Source organism: Streptomyces sp. NPDC043746, from assembly GCF_056436485.1.
The window spans coordinates 1-21,022 of the sequence record NZ_JBWKCM010000026.1; the positions used below are offsets into that span (position 1 = coordinate 1).

General features: G+C 70.8%; 18 protein-coding genes. 10 read left to right on the plus strand and 8 right to left on the minus strand.

The window, feature by feature from the left end:
• Positions 1 to 752 precede the first annotated feature (752 nt).
• Positions 753 to 1,532, minus strand: coding sequence for a GntR family transcriptional regulator (locus AC0682_RS24530; RefSeq protein WP_381148662.1), 780 nt, complete (start codon positions 1,530 to 1,532; stop codon positions 753 to 755).
• A 16-nt stretch (positions 1,533 to 1,548) separates the two neighbouring features.
• On the opposite strand from AC0682_RS24530, the gene AC0682_RS24535 reads away from it, so the two are divergent.
• The 5 genes from AC0682_RS24535 to AC0682_RS24555 all read left to right on the plus strand — a co-directional run bounded on the left by AC0682_RS24535 (position 1,549) and on the right by AC0682_RS24555 (position 7,423).
• Positions 1,549 to 2,037 carry an NUDIX hydrolase gene (locus AC0682_RS24535; protein WP_478535133.1) on the plus strand — a complete coding sequence of 163 codons (489 nt, stop codon included), beginning with the start codon at positions 1,549 to 1,551 and terminating at the stop codon, positions 2,035 to 2,037.
• Between the two features lie 162 nt (positions 2,038 to 2,199).
• Positions 2,200 to 3,306, plus strand: a complete 1,107-nt coding sequence (gene rlmN / locus AC0682_RS24540; RefSeq protein ID WP_254811579.1) for a dual-specificity RNA methyltransferase RlmN — start codon at positions 2,200 to 2,202, stop codon at positions 3,304 to 3,306.
• A gap of 267 nt (positions 3,307 to 3,573) precedes the next feature.
• The gene (locus AC0682_RS24545; protein ID WP_478535134.1) at positions 3,574 to 4,677 is read left to right on the plus strand and encodes a thiamine ABC transporter substrate-binding protein; all 1,104 of its coding nucleotides are present in this window, start codon (positions 3,574 to 3,576) and stop codon (positions 4,675 to 4,677) included.
• 104 nt (positions 4,678 to 4,781) lie between these two features.
• Positions 4,782 to 6,395, plus strand: a complete 1,614-nt coding sequence (locus AC0682_RS24550; protein WP_478535179.1) for an ABC transporter permease — start codon at positions 4,782 to 4,784, stop codon at positions 6,393 to 6,395.
• A gap of 5 nt (positions 6,396 to 6,400) precedes the next feature.
• Positions 6,401 to 7,423, plus strand: a complete 1,023-nt coding sequence (locus AC0682_RS24555) for an ABC transporter ATP-binding protein (RefSeq protein WP_478535135.1) — start codon at positions 6,401 to 6,403, stop codon at positions 7,421 to 7,423.
• Between the two features lie 162 nt (positions 7,424 to 7,585).
• On the opposite strand, the gene AC0682_RS24560 is transcribed toward AC0682_RS24555, so the two are convergent.
• The 4 genes from AC0682_RS24560 to AC0682_RS24575 form a co-directional block, all read right to left on the minus strand.
• A complete protein-coding gene (locus tag AC0682_RS24560) occupies positions 7,586 to 8,746 on the minus strand; it encodes a hypothetical protein (protein WP_478535136.1) in 1,161 nt (386 codons plus the stop codon).
• Complete coding sequence (locus AC0682_RS24565) at positions 8,728 to 9,465, minus strand: ABC transporter ATP-binding protein (RefSeq protein ID WP_254811577.1); 738 nt, start codon at positions 9,463 to 9,465, stop codon at positions 8,728 to 8,730. The genes AC0682_RS24560 and AC0682_RS24565 overlap by 19 nt, the downstream gene beginning before the upstream one ends.
• Positions 9,466 to 9,682: 217 nt before the next feature.
• Positions 9,683 to 11,062 (minus strand): aspartate aminotransferase family protein, encoded by a 1,380-nt coding sequence (locus AC0682_RS24570; RefSeq protein WP_254811576.1) that lies wholly within the window; start codon positions 11,060 to 11,062, stop codon positions 9,683 to 9,685.
• Positions 11,047 to 11,538, minus strand: a complete 492-nt coding sequence (locus tag AC0682_RS24575) for an Lrp/AsnC family transcriptional regulator (protein WP_254811575.1) — start codon at positions 11,536 to 11,538, stop codon at positions 11,047 to 11,049. The genes AC0682_RS24570 and AC0682_RS24575 overlap by 16 nt, the downstream gene beginning before the upstream one ends.
• Before the next feature lie 175 nt (positions 11,539 to 11,713).
• Between AC0682_RS24575 and AC0682_RS24580 the strand changes: the two genes are divergently transcribed.
• Positions 11,714 to 13,153 (plus strand): gamma-aminobutyraldehyde dehydrogenase, encoded by a 1,440-nt coding sequence (locus AC0682_RS24580; protein WP_254811574.1) that lies wholly within the window; start codon positions 11,714 to 11,716, stop codon positions 13,151 to 13,153.
• A 169-nt stretch (positions 13,154 to 13,322) separates the two neighbouring features.
• Positions 13,323 to 14,486 carry an ABC transporter substrate-binding protein gene (locus AC0682_RS24585; RefSeq protein ID WP_478535137.1) on the plus strand — a complete coding sequence of 388 codons (1,164 nt, stop codon included), beginning with the start codon at positions 13,323 to 13,325 and terminating at the stop codon, positions 14,484 to 14,486.
• On the opposite strand, the gene AC0682_RS24590 is transcribed toward AC0682_RS24585, so the two are convergent.
• Both AC0682_RS24590 and AC0682_RS24595 read right to left on the minus strand, forming a co-directional pair.
• A complete protein-coding gene (locus AC0682_RS24590; RefSeq protein ID WP_478535138.1) occupies positions 14,452 to 15,204 on the minus strand; it encodes a glycerophosphodiester phosphodiesterase in 753 nt (250 codons plus the stop codon). The genes AC0682_RS24585 and AC0682_RS24590 overlap by 35 nt on opposite strands.
• Before the next feature lie 22 nt (positions 15,205 to 15,226).
• Positions 15,227 to 16,261 (minus strand): adenosine deaminase, encoded by a 1,035-nt coding sequence (locus tag AC0682_RS24595; protein ID WP_254811571.1) that lies wholly within the window; start codon positions 16,259 to 16,261, stop codon positions 15,227 to 15,229.
• Positions 16,262 to 16,395: 134 nt separating this feature from the next.
• Between AC0682_RS24595 and AC0682_RS24600 the strand changes: the two genes are divergently transcribed.
• On the plus strand, positions 16,396 to 17,088 hold the full coding sequence (locus AC0682_RS24600) for a DUF4190 domain-containing protein (RefSeq protein WP_478535139.1): 693 nt from the start codon (positions 16,396 to 16,398) through the stop codon (positions 17,086 to 17,088).
• Positions 17,089 to 17,379: 291 nt separating this feature from the next.
• Here AC0682_RS24600 and AC0682_RS24605 read toward each other — a convergent pair whose 3' ends face one another.
• Positions 17,380 to 17,928, minus strand: a complete 549-nt coding sequence (locus tag AC0682_RS24605) for an NADAR family protein (RefSeq protein ID WP_478535140.1) — start codon at positions 17,926 to 17,928, stop codon at positions 17,380 to 17,382.
• A gap of 207 nt (positions 17,929 to 18,135) precedes the next feature.
• On the opposite strand from AC0682_RS24605, the gene AC0682_RS24610 reads away from it, so the two are divergent.
• Both AC0682_RS24610 and AC0682_RS24615 read left to right on the plus strand, forming a co-directional pair.
• Complete coding sequence (locus AC0682_RS24610; protein WP_478535141.1) at positions 18,136 to 19,650, plus strand: gamma-aminobutyraldehyde dehydrogenase; 1,515 nt, start codon at positions 18,136 to 18,138, stop codon at positions 19,648 to 19,650.
• A 73-nt stretch (positions 19,651 to 19,723) separates the two neighbouring features.
• Positions 19,724 to 20,971 carry an ABC transporter substrate-binding protein gene (locus AC0682_RS24615; RefSeq protein ID WP_254811568.1) on the plus strand — a complete coding sequence of 416 codons (1,248 nt, stop codon included), beginning with the start codon at positions 19,724 to 19,726 and terminating at the stop codon, positions 20,969 to 20,971.
• Positions 20,972 to 21,022: the final 51 nt, after the last annotated feature.

The following is a 21,022-nucleotide window of genomic DNA, read 5'->3' on the forward strand; positions in this document are numbered from 1 at the left end:
TCGAACGGGGCGGCGACCGTAACGGCCACCTGAAGTGCTGCGATGCTCTTCATTGGGTCAGTTCCTCTCACACAGGAACGGCTCACAGAGACCCCCGGAGCTGCTACTCCGGGGGTCTCGCCGTTGGAACCATCCGGCTCCCCTCAGCCCCGCCCGTACAGCACCGCGCGAAGCGGACTGGACGGGCGGAGGAGGCAACCGGCCCCGCGATAGCCACGGGAAACGGTCCGTACAGGCGGCCCGTACTGCTCGGCCGCCGACTCGGAGGGGCGTTGTCACTCGCGCCGGTCCAGCGCGGGCAACGCCCTCGTACTTCGCTTGCTCACGGGTGCCTCCGACGTGATTCAGGAGGTGGGCGGATGCTCGGTTCTCGTGTTCGCTCGGCGCTGCTCGGTCCGGGGAGATGCGAAGTCCCAGACGTCTGAGGTGGCAGCTTCAAGGTGTGCCGTAGCGGTTCTTTTGAGTCGGTGGCGTGTCCCCCGTCTGGGGTGTTGGGCCCCGGTGTGACGGGGGCCCCTTCTCGGCCGACTGGTCTCCACTCGCCTCGGCCGGAACGGTCACGGCCGCCGTACTGCGGTGGATCACGCTGTGGAGTTGTTGTGCTTGAGGGCATGCAATGCACGGAACCCGAGGGCTCCTGTACTCCTGCACTCATGTGCAGGAGTTACGTTCATCAGAGTGCCCAACTCCTGTACATGAGTCAACCCGCCGCGAAGGATTTCTTCACGACGGGCTGTGAGGGCAGGCGCTGGTCAGTCCCCAGCCGGGATGCGGTAGTCGAGAACGAACTGGTCAGCGGCCATGATCGTGTCGCACACCTCGACCACGCGGCCATCTTCGGTTTCCGCGCTCCGTGTCAGGTGGATGACGGGTGAGCCTGGGCTGAGGGTGAGAGCTCCCGTCTCCGCCTTGGTCGCCAGGCGGGCGCGTACGGTTTCCACGAACTGACTCAGGGTGTGGCCGTTGTCTTCCAGGCGCGCGTAGATGCCACCACCCCCCGGGTTCTCCTCGAACAGCTCCGGGATGTCCTTGGCGATGTCCCAAGGCAGGTACGACGTGGCTTCCTCGGTCGGTGTCCCATCGCTGAAGTAGAGCCGCCGGCGTGCAAGGACCTTGGTTCCGTCCGGGACCCCTAGGCGCTCCGCTACCTCGCCCGACGCCTCTGTGGGGCCGATGTAGAGCACTGTGACGCCCGGCGTCTTTCCCGCCTGCTCGGTCTCGGCGAGGTACGCAGCCTTTCCGGCCCGGCGGTGGGATCGCCTGAAGCGGTCGGAAGATTTGCGGCGCACGGGGGGCTGGCTCTTCACGAACGAACCCTTGCCGTGAAGCGTATCGATCAGGCCGGTCGGCCGGAGTTCCGCAACGGCCTTGCGGGCCGTCCCTTGCGAAACCGAGTAGCGGGTCATGAGTTCTGACTCGCTGGGGACCTTCTCGCCAGGCTTCAGCACCCCTTCCCTGATCTGCTGAGCGAGGTCGTTGGCGATCTGTAGGTACCGGGGCTGACCGGTGTCCCTAGAGGCTGCTGTGCCCATGTCCTTCTGCTCTCCTATGCTCATATACATGAGTAACGCTACCCAGGAAGGTGCGCCAATGTCGCTGCACTCGGTTTCAGTGGCAGGCGTGGTTGTCCGCGAGGACGGCCGTGTCCTCGCGATCCGACGGGCTGACAACGGTGCTTGGGAGGCTCCGGGTGGCGTTCTGGAGCTGGATGAACGCCCGGAGGACGGTGCGTGCAGAGAAGTGCTGGAGGAAACCGGTATCAAGGTGAACCCGGTTCGCCTCACGGGTGTGTACAAGAACATGACGCGCGGGGTGGTGGCGCTCGTGTTTCGCTGCCGGATGACTGGTGGGAGCGAGCAGACCTCCGAGGAGTCGACTGCTGTGCGATGGCTCACCCGTGAGGAGGTCCCGACCTTCATGACGGAGGCGTACGCGGTTCGGGTGCTGGACGCCCTAGACGATGCGGGAACGCAGGTGCGCGCGCACGACGGCCGCCGATTGTTGGATGCCGGGCAGGACGCGGTTTCGGGTGCCTGACCTGCGCGCGGAGCCATGTGTCCGGGCCGTCTGTGGGCCGTCGGGGGGCCGCCGATGATGACCCACAACCACCATCAACGACCGGGTCCGTCCGCCTCGGGTCGTCGCTGAGCTGGGCGACGACCTGGGGCACCTCGGTGTGTCTGCGACACTGGATGAACCATGCCTAAGCCCGGAGAACTCACTTTCGTCGCGCCCCGCGGAGCCAAGAAGCCCCCGCGGCACCTCGCCGACCTCACGCCCGCCGAGCGCAAGGAAGCGGTCGCCGCGACCGGCGAGAAGCCGTTCCGCGCCCAGCAGCTCTCGCAGCACTACTTCGCGCGGTACGCGCACGACCCGGCCCAGTGGACCAACATCCCCGCCGGGTCCCGGGAGAAGCTCGCCGAGGCGTTGTTCCCCGAGCTCATGTCGGTGGTGCGGCACATCAGCTGCGACGACGACACCACCCGTAAGACGCTGTGGAAGCTGCACGACGGCACACTCGTCGAGTCCGTCCTGATGCGCTACCCCGAGCGCGTCACGATGTGCATCTCCTCCCAGGCCGGCTGCGGGATGAACTGCCCGTTCTGCGCCACCGGGCAGGCCGGGCTCGACCGCAATCTGTCGACCGCGGAGATCGTGCACCAGATCGTCGACGGCATGCGCGCCCTGCGCGACGGGGAGGTCCCCGGCGGCCCTGCCAGGCTCTCCAACATCGTCTTCATGGGCATGGGCGAGCCGCTCGCCAACTACAAGCGGGTCGTCGGTGCCATCCGTCGGCTCACCGACCCCGAGCCGGACGGCCTCGGCCTCTCCCAGCGCGGGATCACCGTCTCCACCGTCGGCCTCGTCCCGGCGATGCTCCGCTTCGCGGACGAGGGGTTCAAGTGCCGCCTCGCCGTCTCGCTGCACGCCCCGGACGACGAGCTGCGCGACACCCTGGTCCCGGTCAACACCCGGTGGAAGGTCCGCGAGGTGCTCGACGCGGCCTGGGAGTACGCGGAGAAGTCCGGCCGCCGCATCTCCATCGAGTACGCCCTGATCCGGGACATCAACGACCAGGCCTGGCGCGGCGACCTGCTCGGCCGGCTACTCAAGGGCAAGCGGGTCCACGTCAACCTGATCCCGCTGAACCCCACCCCCGGCTCCCAGTGGACCGCCTCGCGCCCCGAGGACGAGAAGGCGTTCGTCGAGGCCATCGCGGCCCACGGCGTGCCCGTCACCGTCCGGGACACCCGCGGCCAGGAGATCGACGGGGCCTGCGGGCAGCTGGCGGCCTCGGAGCGCTGAGAGGCCCCCGGACCTCCCCCGTACCGGCTGAAAATCACCGGTGTAGCCTGGGCGCGAAGTCAACTTCATATTCCGACAGGGGAGCGCCACAGCGCTGAGAGTGCGGCACCAGGGACAGGTCGGCCGCAGACCCTCTGAACCTCGCCCGGGTCATTCCGGGTAGGAAGTTCGGACCTTACTCAAGCTGTTGCGCCCTGCCCGCTTCCGGTACGTCTCCGGGGGCGGGCAGGGCCGCGTCTCTTCCTGGTCACCTCCAGGAGGAATCACATGAACACCACCAAGAAGTACGCCGCCACCGCGCTCGCCGCGGCGCTCGGCGTCACCGTCCTCGCGGGCTGCGGCGGCTCCGACGACGATGCCCCTGCCGGGTCCGGCGCGTCGAAGGGCAGCGGTTCCAAGACCGTCACCCTGGTCACCCACGACTCCTTCAACGCCTCGGAAGACGTGCTGAAGCAGTTCTCCGAGGAGAGCGGCTACACCGTCGAACTGCTCAAGAGCGGCGACGCCGGTGCCGCCCTCAACCAGGAGATCCTGACCAAGGGCTCCCCGCGCGGCGACGTCTTCTTCGGTGTCGACAACACCCTGCTCTCCCGCGCCCTCGACCACGGCCTCTTCACCGCGTACGAGGCCAAGGGCCTGGACCGGGTCGCGGAGGGCACCGAGCAGGACGAGGAGCACCGGGTCACGCCCGTCGACACCGGTGACATCTGCGTCAACTATGACAAGAAGTACTTCGCGGACAAGAAGCTCGACCCGCCGCAGACCTTCGAGGACCTGATCAAGCCGGAGTACAAGAACCTCCTGGTCACCGAGAACGCGGCGAACTCCTCGCCCGGCCTCGGCTTCCTCCTCGGCACCATCGCCTCCCAGGGCGAGGACGGCTACCAGGACTACTGGAAGAAGCTGAAGGCCAACGGCGTCAAGGTGGTCGACGGCTGGGAGCAGGCCTACAACGAGGAGTTCTCCGGCTCCGCGGGCGGCAAGAAGGCCAGGGCGGACCGGCCGCTGGTCGTCAGCTACGCCTCCAGCCCGCCCGTGGAGGTCCTCTACGCCGACCCGCAGCCCAAGGAGGCCCCCACCGGCGTCTCCACCGGGACCTGCTTCCGCCAGACCGAGTACGCCGGGCTGCTGAAGGGAGCGAAGAACGAGGCGGGCGGCAAGGCGCTGCTCGACTTCCTGATCAGCAAGACGTTCCAGGAGGACGTGCCGCTGAACATGTTCGTCAACCCGGTCGTGACGGACGCGAAGCTGCCGGAGATCTTCACCGAGTTCGGTGAGACCGTCGACAAGCCGGCCACGGTGGCCCCGGAGAAGATCGCCGCCAACCGTGAGCAGTGGGTTCAGGCGTGGCACTCGATCGCCGTGAAGTAGACGCCCTCACCGAGGCCGCCGAGGCCGCCGCCGGGCCCCGGTCCGGCGGCCCGCGGGCCGGAGGCGGGGGAGGGTGGCGCGGAGCGGCCCTGCGGCTCGGCCTGATGGCCGTGCCCGTGGCGTTCTTCGCCGTCTTCTTCGCCTACCCCGTCTCCGCGATCGTCGGCCGCGGGCTGAAGACGGACGGCGCCTGGCAGTTCGGGCGGATCGGCGAGGTGCTGACCCGCCCGGACATCCTCGACGTCCTCTGGTTCACCACCTGGCAGGCCCTGGCCTCCACAGCGCTCACCCTGCTGGTCGCCCTGCCCGGCGCGTACGTCTTCGCGCGTTTCGACTTCCCGGGCAAGCAGGTGCTGCGCGCGGTCGTCACCGTGCCGTTCGTCCTGCCCACGGTCGTCGTCGGCACCGCGTTCCTGGCGCTGCTCGGGCGAGGCGGGCTCCTGGACGAGCTGTGGGGGCTGCGGCTCGACACGAGGGTGTGGGCGATCTTGCTGGCGCACGTCTTCTTCAACTACGCGGTGGTCGTCCGGACCGTCGGCGGGCTCTGGTCGCAGCTGGACCCGCGCCAGGAGGAGGCCGCCCGGGTGCTCGGTGCCGGACGGTTCGCCGCCTGGCGGCGGGTGACGCTCCCTGCGCTCGCCCCGGCGGTGGCCGCCGCCGCACTGATGGTCTTCCTCTTCACGTTCACCTCGTTCGGTGTCGTGCAGATCCTCGGCGGCCCCGCCTACTCCACGCTGGAGGTGGAGGTCTACCGCCAGACCGCCCAGCTGCTCGACCTGCCGACGGCGGCCGTGCTGACCATGGTCCAGTTCGTGGCCGTCGGCGCGATCCTCGCGGTGCACGCCGTGACCGTACGGCGCCGGGAGCGGGCGCTGAAGCTCGTCGATCCGGCCCAGACCTCCCGTCGGCCGCACGGCCCCGGACAGTGGGTGCTGCTCGGCGGGGTGCTGCTCAGCGCGCTGCTGCTGATCCTGCTGCCCCTCGGGGTGCTGGTGGAGCGGTCGTTCGACGGGCCGGGCGGTTACGGCTTCGGCTACTACGAGGCCCTCCAGAGCGCCGGGGGCAGCGGCTCGACCTTCCTCGTCCCGCCGCTGGAGGCCGTCGGCAACTCGCTGCGGTACGCGTTCGTCGCCACCCTCATCGCGCTGGTCGTCGGCGGTCTCGCCGCGGCCGCCCTGACCCGCCGGGCGGGACGGCTCGTACGCGGCTTCGACGCGCTGCTGATGCTGCCGCTCGGGGTCTCCGCCGTCACCGTCGGCTTCGGCTTCCTCATCACCCTCGACAAGCCGCCGCTGGACCTGCGCACCTCCTGGATCCTGGTCCCGCTGGCCCAGGCGCTGGTGGGCGTCCCCTTCGTCGTACGGACCATGCTCCCGGTGCTCCGCGCGGTGGACGAGCGGCTGCGCGAGGCCGCCGCCGTGCTGGGGGCCTCGCCGCTGCGGGCCTGGCGGGAGGTCGATCTCCCGCTGGTGCGGCGGGCGGTGCTGGTAGCGGCCGGGTTCGCGTTCGCCGTCTCGCTCGGGGAGTTCGGCGCCACCGTCTTCATCGCCCGGCCCGACAACCCGACCCTGCCGGTCGCCGTCGCCCGGCTGCTGGGCCGCTCCGGGGAGCTGAACTACGGGCAGGCGATGGCCCTCAGCACGATTCTCATGCTGGTGTGCGCCGTCTCGCTGCTGCTCCTCGAACGTATCCGCACCGACCGATCCGGGGAGTTCTGACCACCATGCTGAGCCTGGAAGCGGCCACCGTACGGTTCGGGAAGCGGGCCGCGCTCGACGCCGTCGACCTGGAGGTGGCCGACCACCGCATCGTCTGTGTGCTCGGCCCCAGCGGCAGCGGCAAGTCCACCCTGCTGCGGGCCGTCGCCGGACTCCAGCCCATGGACGGCGGCCGGGTGCTGCTGGCGGGGCAGGACCAGGCGGGCGTCCCGGTGCACCGGCGCGGCCTCGGCCTGATGTTCCAGGACCACCAGCTCTTCCCGCACCGCGATGTCGGCGCCAACGTCGCCTTCGGGCTGCGGATGCACGGCGTCGGCCGCGCCGAGACCGAGCACCGGGTCCGCGAACTGCTCGACATGGTCGGACTCCCCGGCGCCGAACGCCGCGCGGTCGCCGCGCTCTCCGGCGGCGAGCAGCAGCGCGTGGCCCTGGCCCGGGCGCTGGCCCCGCGCCCCCGACTGCTCATGCTGGACGAGCCGTTGGGCCAGCTCGACCGCAGCCTGCGCGAGCGGCTGGTCATCGAACTGCGCACGTTGTTCCAGGAGTTGGGTACGACGGTGCTCGCGGTCACGCACGATCAGGGCGAGGCGTTCGCCCTCGCCGACCGGGTCGTCGTGATGCGGGACGGGCGGATCGCCCAGGAGGGCAGCCCGCTGGACGTCTGGCAGCGCCCGGCTTCCGCGTTCGTCGCCCGCTTCCTCGGCTTCGACAACGTGACTCCGGCGACGGTGACCGGCCGGGCCGCCGACACCTCCTGGGGCAAGGTCCCGGTGCCCGAGGGCTCCCCCCAGGGCGAGGCCGGTCTGCTGGTCCGCCCGGCCGGGGTGCTGATCGGCGCCCCGGAGGACGGGCTGCGCTGCACGGTGGGCGTGCGCACCTTCCGGGGGAACCACGTGACCGTACGGCTGACCCCCCAGAACGCGCCGGTCCTGGAGGCCGAGTGCGCCCTGCGGGACACCCCGGACGAGGGAGCTGTGGTGGGCGTGCGGTTCGACGCGGCGGAGACGGTGGTGCTGGCGGGGGAGTGACGGGCCCCTCGCGAGGCGCACGCCCCGGCGCTCCGACCGGCACGAACCAGAGCGGCCGGGCCGGGCAAGCGGAGAGGGGCCTCAGGAGCCCCGCATCGCGGCCCAGGGGCCGCACGCGTCCTCCCCGACGCCCTCGGGCCGCCCTCCTGACCCGGCGGTCGCCTACTGTGCCAGCGGCAGCGCCGCCAGCTCCGCGATCACCCAGGTCAGCGGGGCGAACAGGGCCAGCAGGGCAGCGGCACGCAGCGCGGCAGCCTTGCGCAGTACGGAGGCGGGCGCGCCCATCCGCAGCAGCGCCTGCGCGGTGTGGGCGCGGGCCTGCTTCGCCTCCAGGACCGAGGTCAGCAGGGTCGCCGCCGTACAGCCCAGGACCAGCACCGCACCCAGCGCGGTGAGCGGCCCCCAGGGGCGTTCGTCGCCCCCGTACAGCGCCGATGCGGCCACCACGGCGGCCATCACCGCGCAGACCACCCCGAGCGGGCGCCCCAGTCGGCGCGCCTCGTCCATCAGGACCCGGCCCGCCAGCAGCCGTACGGCCCCGGGGCGCACCGCCTGGAGCGCCCGCCCGCACAGGTACGTCAGCGCCGGTCCGGCCATGGCCAGGCCGATCGCGGTGAGCGTCCACCCGGCCAGGACCGCCACCGGGGTGGCGTCGAACCGGCCCGGCAGCGGAAACGCGTGCCCGGCCGCACCCCGGGACGCGTACGCCTCCACCGCGAGCCCGGCGGCCGTCAGCGCCACGCCCCAGGGCAGCCCGGTCGGCGCGGGCGCGGGCTCCGGCAGTTCCTCGGAGCCGAAGGTGTCCCGCGCCGGGTCCGGCCGGGAGCGCAGGGCCAGCGCACTCGCGGTCGCCGCCGCCACCGGTACGAGCGCGAGCAGCATCAGCGCGGCGGCCAGCGGCAGCGGGGTGCCCGCGCCGAGGAACTCCGCCGCTCCGCCGTCGAACGGCAGCCCGGTCAGATCGCCCCGCAGATGCAGGAAGACCAGCAGCGCCACCATCGAGCCGAGCGTGGTGGAGACGGCGGTCGAGATCGCGGCCAGCACCGAGAGCCGCACCGGGCCGAGCCCCAGGGAGGAGAGGCCGGGCCGGGGCCGGGTGCTGGGGTCCGTGCGGGCGACGGCCACCGCGAACTGCACGGTGGCGGCGAGCGGGATGAAGCACCACAGCAGCCGCAGCACCGAACCGGCGGAGGCGGGGTGTGCGGAGGCGTAGCCGAGGGCGGCGAGGAGGAGGAAGCCCACTCCGGCGGAGGCGGCGGCGACCAGGAGCCGGCGGACCAGGACGAGGGGATGCGTACCGCGGGTCAGACGGAGAGCGAGCACGCCGCGCTGCCCTCCGCATCCGGTTCGGCGGGCAGGGCGACGGTGGAGACGCGGCGGCCGTCCAGCAGGGAGACGGTCCGGTCGGCGAGGGCGGCGACCTCGGCGTCATGGGTGGCCAGGACCACGGTGATGTCGTGCGAGCGGGCCGCGGCGGTCAGGGTGCGCAGGAGCTGGGAGCGCTCGGCGCGGTGCAGGGTCGCGGTGGGCTCGTCCGCGAAGATCACCGTCGGCCGGGCGCAGAGGGCCCGGGCGACGGAGACCCGCTGGCGCTCCACCTGGAGCAGGGCGTGCGGGCGCTTGCGGGCGAGCGCGGCGATGTCCAGGCGCTCCAGCCACTCCGTCGCGGCCTTCCTCGCGGTCCGGTGCGCGACGCCGCGCAGCAGCAGCGGCAGCGCGGCGTTCTCCCAGGCGGTCAGCTCGGGGACGAGCTGCGGGTCGGCGGCGATCCAGCCGAACCGTTCCCGCCGCAGCCGCTCGCGCACGCGCGCGGTCATGGTGTGCACGGGGACGCTGTTGAACCAGACCTCGCCCTGGTCGGGCACCAGCCGGCCCGCCAGACAGTGCAGCAGGGTCGTCTTGCCGCTGCCGCGCGGTCCGGCCACGGCCAGGATCTCGGCGTCGCGCACGGAGACGGAGACCCCGGCGAGACCGGGCGATCCGTTGTGGGAGTGGTGCAGGGAGCGCGCCCAGATCACGTCGTTGTCCGGCGGGGCCACCATGGCGTACACCTCGGTTCGGATGAGTTTTCCCGTTCCCCCGTACGGGGGAACGAGGACGCGGCCGATCGGTCATGGGCACCGTAGATAGTCGGACCGGGGTGTGGCGGACAGCACGCGGCCCGGACGCGTCCCTTCTCACTCGAAAGGGCGCATCCGGGCCGGGCGGACCGTAGGAAATGACCGCTGAATGATGATCATCCGGCGTTCACGGCGGTGGTCAGAGCTTCGTCCACGCCTCCGTCAGCACCGCGCGCAGGATGGACTCGATCTCGTCGAACGTGGACTGGTCGGAGATCAGCGGCGGGGCGAGCTGGACGACCGGGTCGCCGCGGTCGTCGGCCCGGCAGTAGAGGCCGTTCTCGTACAGCGCCTTGGAGAGGAAGCCGTACAGGACGCGCTCGGTCTCCTCGTCGGTGAAGGTCTCCTTGGTGGCCTTGTCCTTCACCAGCTCGATGCCGTAGAAGTACCCGTTGCCGCGGACGTCGCCGACGATCGGCAGGTCGTGCAGCTTCTGCAGCGTGGTGAGGAAGGCGTTCTCGTTGTCCAGCACGTGCTGCGTGAGGTTCTCACGCTCGAAGATGTCCAGGTTGGCGAGGCCGACCGCCGCGGAGACCGGGTGGCCGCCGAAGGTGTAGCCGTGCAGGAAGGTGTTGCCGCCCTGGTAGAAGGGCTCCGCGACCCGGTCCGAGACGATGCAGGCACCGATCGGGGAGTAGCCGGAGGTCATGCCCTTCGCGCAGGTGATCATGTCCGGTACGTAGCCGAACTTGTCGCAGGCGAAGATCGTGCCGAGTCGGCCGAAGGCGCAGATGACCTCGTCGGAGACGAGCAGCACGTCGTACCGGTCGCAGATCTCGCGGACCCGCTGGAAGTAGCCGGGCGGGGGCGGGAAGCAGCCGCCCGCGTTCTGCACGGGCTCCAGGAAGACGGCCGCGACGGTCTCGGGGCCCTCGAAGAGGATCTCCTGCTCGATCTGGTCGGCGGCCCAGCGGCCGAAGGCCTCCGGGTCGTCACCGAAGAGCGGGGCGCGGTAGATGTTGGTGTTCGGCACCTTGTGCGCGCCGGGGACCAGCGGCTCGAAGGGGGCCTTCAGGGCCGGCAGGCCGGTGATGGACAGGGCGCCCTGCGGGGTGCCGTGGTAGGCGACCGCACGCGAGATGACCTTGTACTTGGTCGGCTGGCCCTTGAGCTTGAAGTACTGCTTGGCCAGCTTCCAGGCGGTCTCGACGGCCTCGCCGCCGCCGGTGGTGAAGAAGACCTTGTTGAGGTCGCCCGGGGCGTAGTCGGCGAGACGCTCGGCCAGCTCGACGGCCTTCGGGTGGGCGTAGGACCACACCGGGAAGAAGGCGAGCTCCTGGCCCTGCTTGTACGCCGTCTCGGCCAGCTCGTGACGACCGTGGCCGGCGTTGACCACGAAGAGGCCGGAGAGGCCGTCCAGGTAGCGCTTGCCCTTGTCGTCGAAGATGTACGTTCCCTCGCCACGCACGATGGTGGGAACGGGCGCGTTCTCGTAGTCCGACATGCGGGTGAAGTGCATCCACAGGTGGTCGTACGCGGTTCGGCTGAGGTCCTTGCTCACGGCTATCGGGTTCCCCACATATAGGTCTGCTTCTTGAGCTTGAGGTAGACGAAGCTCTCGGTGGAGCGCACCCCGGGCAGCGCCCGGATGCGTTTGTTGATCGTCTCCAGCAGGTGGTCGTCGTCCTCGCAGACGATCTCCACCATCAGGTCGAAGGAGCCCGCGGTCATCACCACGTACTCGCACTCGGCCATGGCCGACAGGGCCTCGGCCACCGGGTCGAGGTCGCCCTCGACGTTGATGCCGACCATCGCCTGGCGCCTCAGCCCCACGGTGAGCGGGTCGGTGACGGCGACGATCTGCATCACGCCCTGGTCGAGCAGCTTCTGGACGCGCTGGCGCACGGCCGCCTCGGAGAGGCCGACGGCCTTGCCGATCGCGGCGTACGGACGGCGTCCGTCCTCCTGGAGCTGCTCGATGATTGCGAGGGAGACGGCATCGACCGCTGGCGGTGATCCGTTCCCGTTCCTGGAGTCTGCGCTGCGACTGGCCACACCTCCACTCTGCACCGCACTCGTCTGTCTCGCAACCCCAGATCGATGAAATTCGTTGAGTCGGTGCTCGATGGCGACTGAATCCGAAGCTGGTGGTGGTTGCCTATGTCGAAAGCGTCACCGGAACGATTAGGGTGGTGTCTCACCCATCGGACAGCCGACAGGAGGGGTGGTCATGACCACCGAGGTGCGCCGTCTGCGCAACTACATCAACGGGGAGTTCCGGGACGCCGCGGACGGGCGGACCATCGATGTGGTCAGCCCGGTGACGGAGGAGGTCTACGCGACCTCGCCGCTCTCCGGCCAGGCCGATGTCGATGCCGCCATGGAGGCCGCCGCGGCGGCGTTCCCGGCCTGGCGCGACACGACGCCCGCCGAGCGCCAGAAGGCCCTGCTCAAGATCGCCGACGCGTTCGAGGAGCGGGCCGAGGACCTGATCGCGGCCGAGTCGGAGAACACCGGCAAGCCGCTCGGGCTCACCCGCAGCGAAGAGATCCCGCCGATGGTGGACCAGATCCGCTTCTTCGCGGGCGCCGCCCGGCTGCTGGAGGGCCGCTCCGCCGGTGAGTACATGGAGGGCCTGACCTCCATCGTGCGCCGCGAGCCCGTCGGCGTGTGCGCGCAGGTCGCGCCGTGGAACTACCCGATGATGATGGCCGTCTGGAAGTTCGCCCCGGCGCTCGCCGCGGGCAACACCGTCGTGCTCAAGCCGTCCGACACCACTCCGGCGTCGACGGTGCTGATGGCCGAGATCATGGGCCAGTTCCTGCCCAAGGGCGTCTTCAACGTCCTGTGCGGCGACCGGGACACCGGCCGCGCGATGGTCGAGCACCCGACCCCGGCGATGGCCTCCATCACCGGTTCGGTGCGGGCCGGCATCCAGGTGGCGGAGTCCGCGGCCAAGGACGTCAAGCGCGTCCACCTGGAGCTGGGCGGCAAGGCGCCCGTCGTCGTCTTCGAGGACGCCGACATCGCCAGGACCGTCGCGGGCGTCTCCGAAGCGGGCTTCTTCAACGCGGGGCAGGACTGTACGGCCGCGACCCGCGTCCTGGTCCACGAGTCCATCCACGACGAGTTCGTGACCGCGCTCGCCAAGGCCGCCGCCGACACCAGGACCGGGCAGCCGGACGACGAGGACGTGGCGTACGGCCCGCTCAACAACGCCAACCAGCTGAAGCAGGTCAGCGGCTTCATCGAGCGTCTCCCCGCCCATGCCAAGGTCGAGGCGGGCGGCCACCGGGTCGGCGACAAGGGCTACTTCTACGCCCCGACCGTCGTCTCCGGGCTGAAGCAGGACGACGAGATCATCCAGAACGAGGTCTTCGGCCCCGTCATCACCGTCCAGTCCTTCACCGACGAGCAGCAGGCCGTGGAGTACGCCAACGGCGTGGACTACGCGCTCGCCTCCTCGGTCTGGACGCAGAACCACTCCCGCGCCATGCGCATGTCCAAGACCCTCGACTTCGGCTGCGTGTGGATCAACACCCACATCCCGCTGGTCGCGGAGATGCCGCACGGCGGGTTCAAGAAGTCCGGCTACGGCAAGGACCTCTCGGCGTACGGCTTCGAGGACTACACCCGGATCAAGCACGTCATGACGTCCATCGAGGACTGACCGCCGCGCACGTCCAACGGCACGGCCCCGGGCTTCCCGCCCGGGGCCGTGCCCTTTTCTGGACAACGTGTGCGGGGCGCCCCCGTCCCGCTGGACGCTTGGTCCATTGTCCGCCGCGGTGATCACCCGGCATCCTGCGCGGGTGCGAGCGATCCCGGAGAACCACCCCATGTCCCGCCGTTCCCTGCTGCGCGCCCTCGGGGCGGGGGCCGCCGGGACCGTCCTGGCCGGCTGCGGGGTGCCCGCCGCCTACGTCGAGCCGGGGGACCGGGCCGGACGCGACAGCTCCGACGCCGACCGCACCCTGCACTTCGCCAACTGGCCGCTCTACATCGACACGGACGACGAGAACACCTCGAAGCGGCCCACCCTGGAAGCCTTCACCGAGCGGACCGGGATCTCCGTCACGTACACCGAGGAGATCAACGACAACGACGAGTTCTTCGGGAAGATCAGCCCGGCCCTGATGAACCGCCGGCAGACCGGGCGCGACCTGATCGTCATCAGCGACTGGATGGCCGCCCGCTTCGTCCGCCTCGGCTGGGTCCAGGAGATGGACCGGGCGAAGCAGCCCAACGTCACCAGGTACCTGGACCCGCAGCTGCGTTCACCCGCCTTCGACGCGGGACGGCTGCACAGCGTCCCCTGGCAGTCCGGGATCACCGGCATCGCGTACAACCGCAAGCGCCTCGGCCGTGAGATCCGCTCCACCCACGACCTGTGGGCGGACGACCTGCGGGGCAAGGTGACCCTGCTCTCCGGGCTCGACGAGGCGTTCGCGCTGCTGATGCAGGGCGACGGCGTCGACATCACCCGGTGGACCGCCGACGACTTCCACACCCTGTGCGAGCACATCGAGAAGCGCGTCCGCTCCCAGCACATCCGCCGCTTCACCGGCAACGACTACATCAAGGACCTCTCCACCGGCGATGTGCTGGCCTGCCAGGCGTACTCCGGCGATGTCATCCAACTCCAGGCGGACAACCCGGACATCGAGTTCGTCGTCCCCGAGGAGGGGGCCGAGCTGTGGGCCGAGTCCCTGATGATCCCCAACCTCGCCCGCCACAAGCGGAACGCCGAGCGGCTGGTCGACCACTACTACGACCCCGAGATCGCCGCCGAACTCGCCACCTGGGTCAACTACGTCTGCCCGGTGCCCGCCGCCCGTGACGTCCTCGCCTCCGCCAAGGACAGGGAGTCCGCCGAACTCGCCGAGGACCCGCTGATCTTCCCCGACGACGCGATGCGCGGACGGCTGGCCATCGCCCGGGACATCACCGCCGAGGAGCGGACGGGCTTCACGAAGAAGTGGAACGCCATCGTCGGGTTGTGAGCCCGCCCCGGCCCCTTGCGGATGGGGAGTTGGAGCGCAGCTCGTGCAGGGTGTCGATCCGGTTGGTGGTGATCGAGTCGACGCCCCGCTCGATCAGCCGGCGCATCGTGCGCCTGGTGTCGGCCGTCCATACGGAGACCAGCAGCCCGTCCCGGTGCACCCGGTCGGCCAGTTCCCCGCTGACCAGCCCGAAGCGGTAGTTCAGCCAGCGCGGCTTCACCGCCTCCAGCAGCACCGGGCGCGGCGGGGCGAGCGTCGTCCAGGTCAGGGCGATCTCGGCGGCCGGGTCCGCGGCCCGTACCCGCAGCATCGCGTCCGTACCGGAGCAGTAGTACACCCGCTCGCCCGCTCCGCACTCCAGGACCGTGGCGACGATCTTCCGTACCGAGGTGTCCGTGGAGCCGGGCAGGTCCAGCATCACCCGGTGCTCTCCGGCGGCGTCCAGCGCCTCGCGCAGGGTCGGCACCCCGCCGCCGGTCAGCTCCCGCACCTCGGCGAAGTCCAGCCGGTCCAGGCGCAGGTCATGGCCCCACAGCCGCTTGAGCGTGGCGTCGTGGAGCAGGACGGGCACCCCGTCGCGGGTCACCCGTACGTCGATCTCGACCGCGTCCGCCCCCCGGTCGAGGGCGGAGCGGATCGAGGGCAGGGTGTTCTCGCGGGCCCGGTACGGATCGCCGCGGTGCGCCACGGCGGTGAGGCGGGGAGTGGTGTCGGCCATGGGGCCATTGTGACGACCGCGGTCAGCGGGCGGGCCCCCGGAGCCAGTTCGCCGTGTACGAGTCGATCTCCTCGGCCAGCCGCCGCTTGCCGGCCGGGTCCAGGAACGAGGCCTCCACCGCGTTCTTCGCGAGACCCGCGATCCCCTGCTCGTCCAGGTCCAGCAGCCGGGCGGCGACTCCGTACTCGTTGTTCAGGTCCGTGCCGAACATGGGCGGGTCGTCGCTGTTGACCGTGACCAGCACGCCCGCCCCCACCATCTCCCGGATCGGGTGCAGCTCGATGTCCGTGACCGCGCGGGTGGCGATGTTCGACGTCGGGCAGACCTCCAGGGCGATCCGGTGCTCGGCCAGGTGCTCCAGCAGCTTCGGGTCCTGGACGGAGCTGGTGCCGTGGCCGATGCGCTCGGCGCGCAGCACGGTGAGGGCGTCCCAGACGGTCTGCGGTCCGGTGGTCTCCCCGGCGTGCGGCACCGAGTGGAGTCCCTCGGCGATGGCCCGGTCGAAGTACGGCTTGAACTGCGGGCGCTCCACCCCGATCTCCGGCCCGCCGAGACCGAAGGAGACCAGCCCCTCGGGCCGCCGCTCCACCGCCAGCCGGGCGGTCTCCTCAGCGGCCTGGAGCCCCGCCTCGCCCGGGATGTCGAAGCACCAGCGCAGGATGACGCCCAGCTCGGACTCGGCGGCCTTGCGGGCGTCCTCGATGGCCTCCATGAAGGCCACCTCCGGGATGCCGCGCCGGGTCGAGCTGAACGGGGTCACCGTCAGCTCCGCGTACCGGATGTTCTGCCGGGCCATGTCCCGCGCCACCTCGAAGGTGAGCAGCCGGACGTCCTCGGGGGTGCGGATCAGGTCCACCACCGAGAGGTAGACCTCGATGAAGTGCGCGAAGTCGGTGAAGGTGAAGTAGTCGGCCAGTGCCTCGGGGTCGGTCGGCACCTTGGAGTCCGGGTGGCGGGCGGCCAGTTCGGCGACGATCCGGGGCGAGGCGGACCCCACGTGGTGGACATGCAGCTCGGCCTTGGGCAGCCCGGCGATGAAGGGGTGCGGATCGGTCATGTGTCTCTCTCCCGGTTCGGCGTGTACGGCGGCGGAGTCCCGGAGGCTCCGGCCGACCGCACCGATCATCGTAGGCGGGGTGAGGTGGCGCGGGACCGGGCCGTAGCATGACGGGATCACGATGGGGGAGGCCCATGTCAGACAACACAGAGCAGCCCGGGGGCGGGGCCGCGCCGCGCGATCCGTGGGCACCGCCGGACAGCCGGGTGGAGCTGGGCAAGAAGGACGCCGCCACCCCGCCACCGGCCGCCGTCCACGACCAGCAGACCGTGACGTCGATGCCGAGCGCGGGCCCGGCCCCGGACGGCACCGGACCGATACCGGCGGGCGGTGGCTTCGGCCCGCCGCCCTCGGCCGTACCGCCGCCGCCGACCGGCCCGGGCGGCCCCGGCCAGGCGGCACAGCCCCCGACCGCCGGGCAGTACGGCTATCCCGCACCCCCGGCGCAGCCGTACGGCGGCTACCCGGGGTACGACGCCTACGGCGGCCAGCAGCCCTGGGGGCCCCAGCCCTCCAACGGGCTCGGAACGGCCGCGCTGGTGCTCGGCATCATCTCGGTGGTCGGCTTCTGCCTGTACGGGCTGAACATCGTCCTCGGCATCCTCGCGCTGATCTTCGGCATCATCGGCCTCGGCCGGGCCAAGCGCGGCGAGGCGACCAACCGGGGCATGGCGATCGCCGGGATCATCACGGGCTCGGTCGGCATCGTGCTCGGTGCGGTGATCCTCGGCTTCATCGCCTGGGCCGTCGCCACCGGCGAGGACTTCGAGGACAGCTACGAGGACGACCCGTTCGCCACGTCGCTGGTCATCGAGGGCCGCGGCTAGCACCGGCCCGCGCCCACCGGCCCGGACCGCGTCGCGCATCCGCCGCCCGGCCCGGCGGGGAACCCCTCCCCGCCGGGCCGGGCGGCGCTGTCGTGGGGGCGCGCGCCGACACCTACCGAGCGGCCCGGCGCCGCGTACGGACCCGCCCGCCGACGCACGCCGGGCCACCAGCGCGTGCCGGTGCTTCCGGGCTCGCGCTCCGTCGCGAACCGGCGGCTAAGGGCTGTCCCCGCCGGGGATTGCGGGACAGCCCTTACGGACCCGCGCACCAGGCCCCGTACGACCCAGGCCTCAGCCGGTCCGCAGCCGCTTGCGCGCCTCCATCAGCGCGAAGCCCAGCAGATTCAGCCCCCGCCACTCCCGCGGCCGCTCCACCCGCTCGTCGTCCGCGGCCAGCCCGATGCCCCAGATCCGGTCCAGCGGGGATGCCTCCACCAGCACCCGGTCGCCGGTCCCCAGCAGATAGCCGGCCAGCTCCGGGTCCTGCCCGAACTTGTGGACGCTGCCTTCGACGACCAGGGCGAACCGCTCCCGTATCCACACGTCCTCGTCGAAGCCGCGCACCAGCCGTCCGGCCTTCTTCGCCGCCGCCGGGCTCGTCGCGGACACCGCCGCCTTCTCGGCCTCCGCGTCCCCGAAGACGCGGGCCTTGCCGGCCATCATCCAGTGCTCGGCGCTGGCGTACGTGACCCCGTCCACCGTGAACGGCGAGGGCCACCACTGGCTCAGACAACTGGCCCCCAGCCGCCCGTCCGGGCGCGGGCGGTGGCCCCAGAACGGCAGATACTTCACCCGCTTGCCCTGCGCCACGTCGGCCAGAAGCACATCGATCGGTCCCATGACATGTGAGTGTGGCATCCGCCACTGACACTCCGTACGGGGATTTCCGCACCGACACGACACATGGTCGACAGATTCCGTCGCGTAACCAAAAGGCAACAACGGAATCACTTGTTGGGGTCGGCCCCCTCTGTCAGGATCGGCACTCAATTCACGAAGAGGCTACGCCGACCCCGCCCAGCGGGTACATCGGCGGAGGAGAGCGTCATGAGCAACGGCTTCGCAGTCCAGGACCGCTTCGCGGAAGGTGCGCAGTACATCGGCGGCAAGCTGCTCCCGGGCACGTCCGGCCGCCACCACGACATCGTGGACCCCGCGACCGGTGCGAGCGTGCTCCGCTACGAGCTGGCGGGCACCGACGACGTGGACGCGGCCGTCGCCGCCGCCCGCGCCGCCTTCCCCGGCTGGTCGGGTGCCACCCCCGGCGAGCGCTCCGAGGCGATGCACAGGTTCGCCGCCGTCCTGGCCGAGCAGGCCGACGACTTCGCGTACGCCGAGTCCCTCCAGTGCGGCAAGCCGCTCAAGCTCTCCACCGAGTTCGACGTCCCCGGCACCGTCGACAACGCCGCCTTCTTCGCGGGCGCCGCCCGCCATCTGGAGGGCAAGGCCGCCGCCGAGTACGACGGCGACCACACCTCGTACGTACGCCGTGAGGCGATCGGAGTCGTCGGCTCCATCGCCCCCTGGAACTACCCGCTCCAGATGGCCGCCTGGAAGATCCTCCCGGCCGTCGCCGCGGGCAACACCGTCGTGCTCAAGCCCGCCGAGCTGACCCCGCTCACCTCGCTGATGTTCGCCCAGGCCGCCACCGAGGCCGGTGTCCCCGACGGGGTCGTCAACATCGTCACCGGTGCCGGCAAGGACGTGGGCGAACACCTGGTGGGCCACCCGGACGTCGTGATGACCTCCTTCACCGGCTCCACCGCCGTCGGCAAGCGGGTCGCCCAGATCGCCACCGCCACCGTCAAACGCCTCCACCTGGAGCTGGGCGGCAAAGCCCCCTTCGTGGTCTTCGACGACGCCGACCTGGAGGCCGCCGTCCACGGCGCGGTCGCCGGATCGCTCATCAACACCGGCCAGGACTGCACCGCCGCCACCCGTGCCTACGTCCAGCGCCCGCTCTACGAGGCCTTCGTCCGCGATGTCGCCGCCCTCATGGAGACCGTCCGGCTCGGCGACCCCTTCGCCCCCACCACCGACCTCGGCCCCCTGATCAGCCACGCCCAGCGCGACCGGGTCGCCGCCTTCGTCGAGCGCGCCCGCGGCTACGCCCGGGTCGTCACCGGCGGCGAGGCCCCCGGCGGCGAGCTGGCGGGCGGCGCGTACTACCGGCCGACCCTGATCGTGGACGCCGCCCAGGACAGCGAGGCCGTCCAGTCGGAGATCTTCGGCCCGGTCCTGGTCGTCCTCCCCTTCGACACCGACGACGAGGGCATCGCCCTCGCCAACGACACCCCGTACGGACTGGCCGCCTCCGCCTGGACCCGCGACCTGTACCGCGCGAACCGCGCCACCCGCGAGATCCAGGCGGGCTGTGTGTGGGTGAACGACCACATCCCGATCCTCTCCGAGATGCCGCACGGCGGATACAAGGCCAGCGGCTTCGGCAAGGACATGTCGGCGTACTCCTTCGAGGAGTACACGCAGGTCAAGCACGTCATGTACGACAACACCGCGGTCGCCCGCAAGGACTGGCACCGCACGATCTTCGGGGACCGATAGCAGCTGCCGCACCCCGGGGGCCCGACCGCGACCGCGGGCCCCCGCGGCCTCCCACCCGAAAGGGCAAACGCGTATGGAGAGTTACGAGCCCGAGCGCCTCACGCCGGTCCAACTGGCGGCCATGAGGCGGTCCTTGACCAACGGCAGGGGCGCCCTCACCCGCCGCTCCCTGCTGCGCGCCTCCGGCATGGGCGCCCTCGCCCTGGGCGGCATAGCCACCCTCGGCGCCTGCGGCATCCCGCCCGCCGGACGCGCCGAGGGAGCGGCCGCCGCCGACGACCACTCGGAGCGGGAGAAGGTGGTGAACTTCTCCAACTGGACCGAGTACATGGACGTCAGCGACGACGAGAAGAGCCGCCCCACCCTCGCGGCCTTCACCAGGCGGACCGGGATCAAGGTCAAGTACACCGAGGACATCAACGACAACGTCGAGTTCTTCGGGAAGATCAAACCGCAGCTCGCGGCCGGGCAGGACACCGGACGCGACCTCATCTGCGTCACCGACTGGCTGGCCGCCCGGATCATCCGGCTCGGCTGGGCCCAGAAGCTCGACGCCTCCAACCTCCCGCACGCCTTCGCCAACGTCTCCGCCCAGTTCCGCAGCCCCGACTGGGACCCGGGCCGCGCCTACTCCTACCCCTGGACCGGCATCCCCACGGTCATCGCGTACAACAAGAAGGCGACCGGCGGGCGCAAGGTCGACTCCGTCACCCAGCTCCTCGACGACCCCAAGCTCAAGGGCCGCGTCTCCTTCCTCTCCGAGATGCGCGACACCGTCGGCATGACCCTCCTCGACCAGGGCAAGGACCCGGGGAAGTTCACCGACGCCGACTTCGACGGGGCGATCGGGCGGCTCCAGAAGGCCGTCGACAAGAAGCAGATCCGCCGCTTCACCGGCAACGACTACACCGCCGACCTCAGCAAGGGCGACATCGCCGCCTGCGTCGGCTGGGCCGGGGACATCATCCAGCTCCAGGCCGACAACCCGGACATCGAGTTCGCCATCCCGGCCGCCGGATACATCATCTCCAGCGACAGCCTCCTGGTCCCCGCCCAGGCCCGGCACAAGACCAACGCCGAGAAGCTCATCGACTACTACTACGAGCCTCCGGTCGCCGCCCGGCTCGCCGCGTACATCAACTACGTCTGCCCGGTCGACGGCGTACGCGAGGAACTCGCCAGGATCGACGAGTCGATGGCCTCCAACACCCTGATCCTCCCCGACAAGGAGATGGCGTCGAAGTCCCGCGCCTTCCGCTCCCTGAGTACGGAGGAAGAGACGGCGTACGAGGAGAAGTTCGCCAAACTCATCGGCGCCTGACCCGGCGCCCCGGCCGCCGGCCCCGCCGCGGGCCGTGCCCCTACCGCCAGG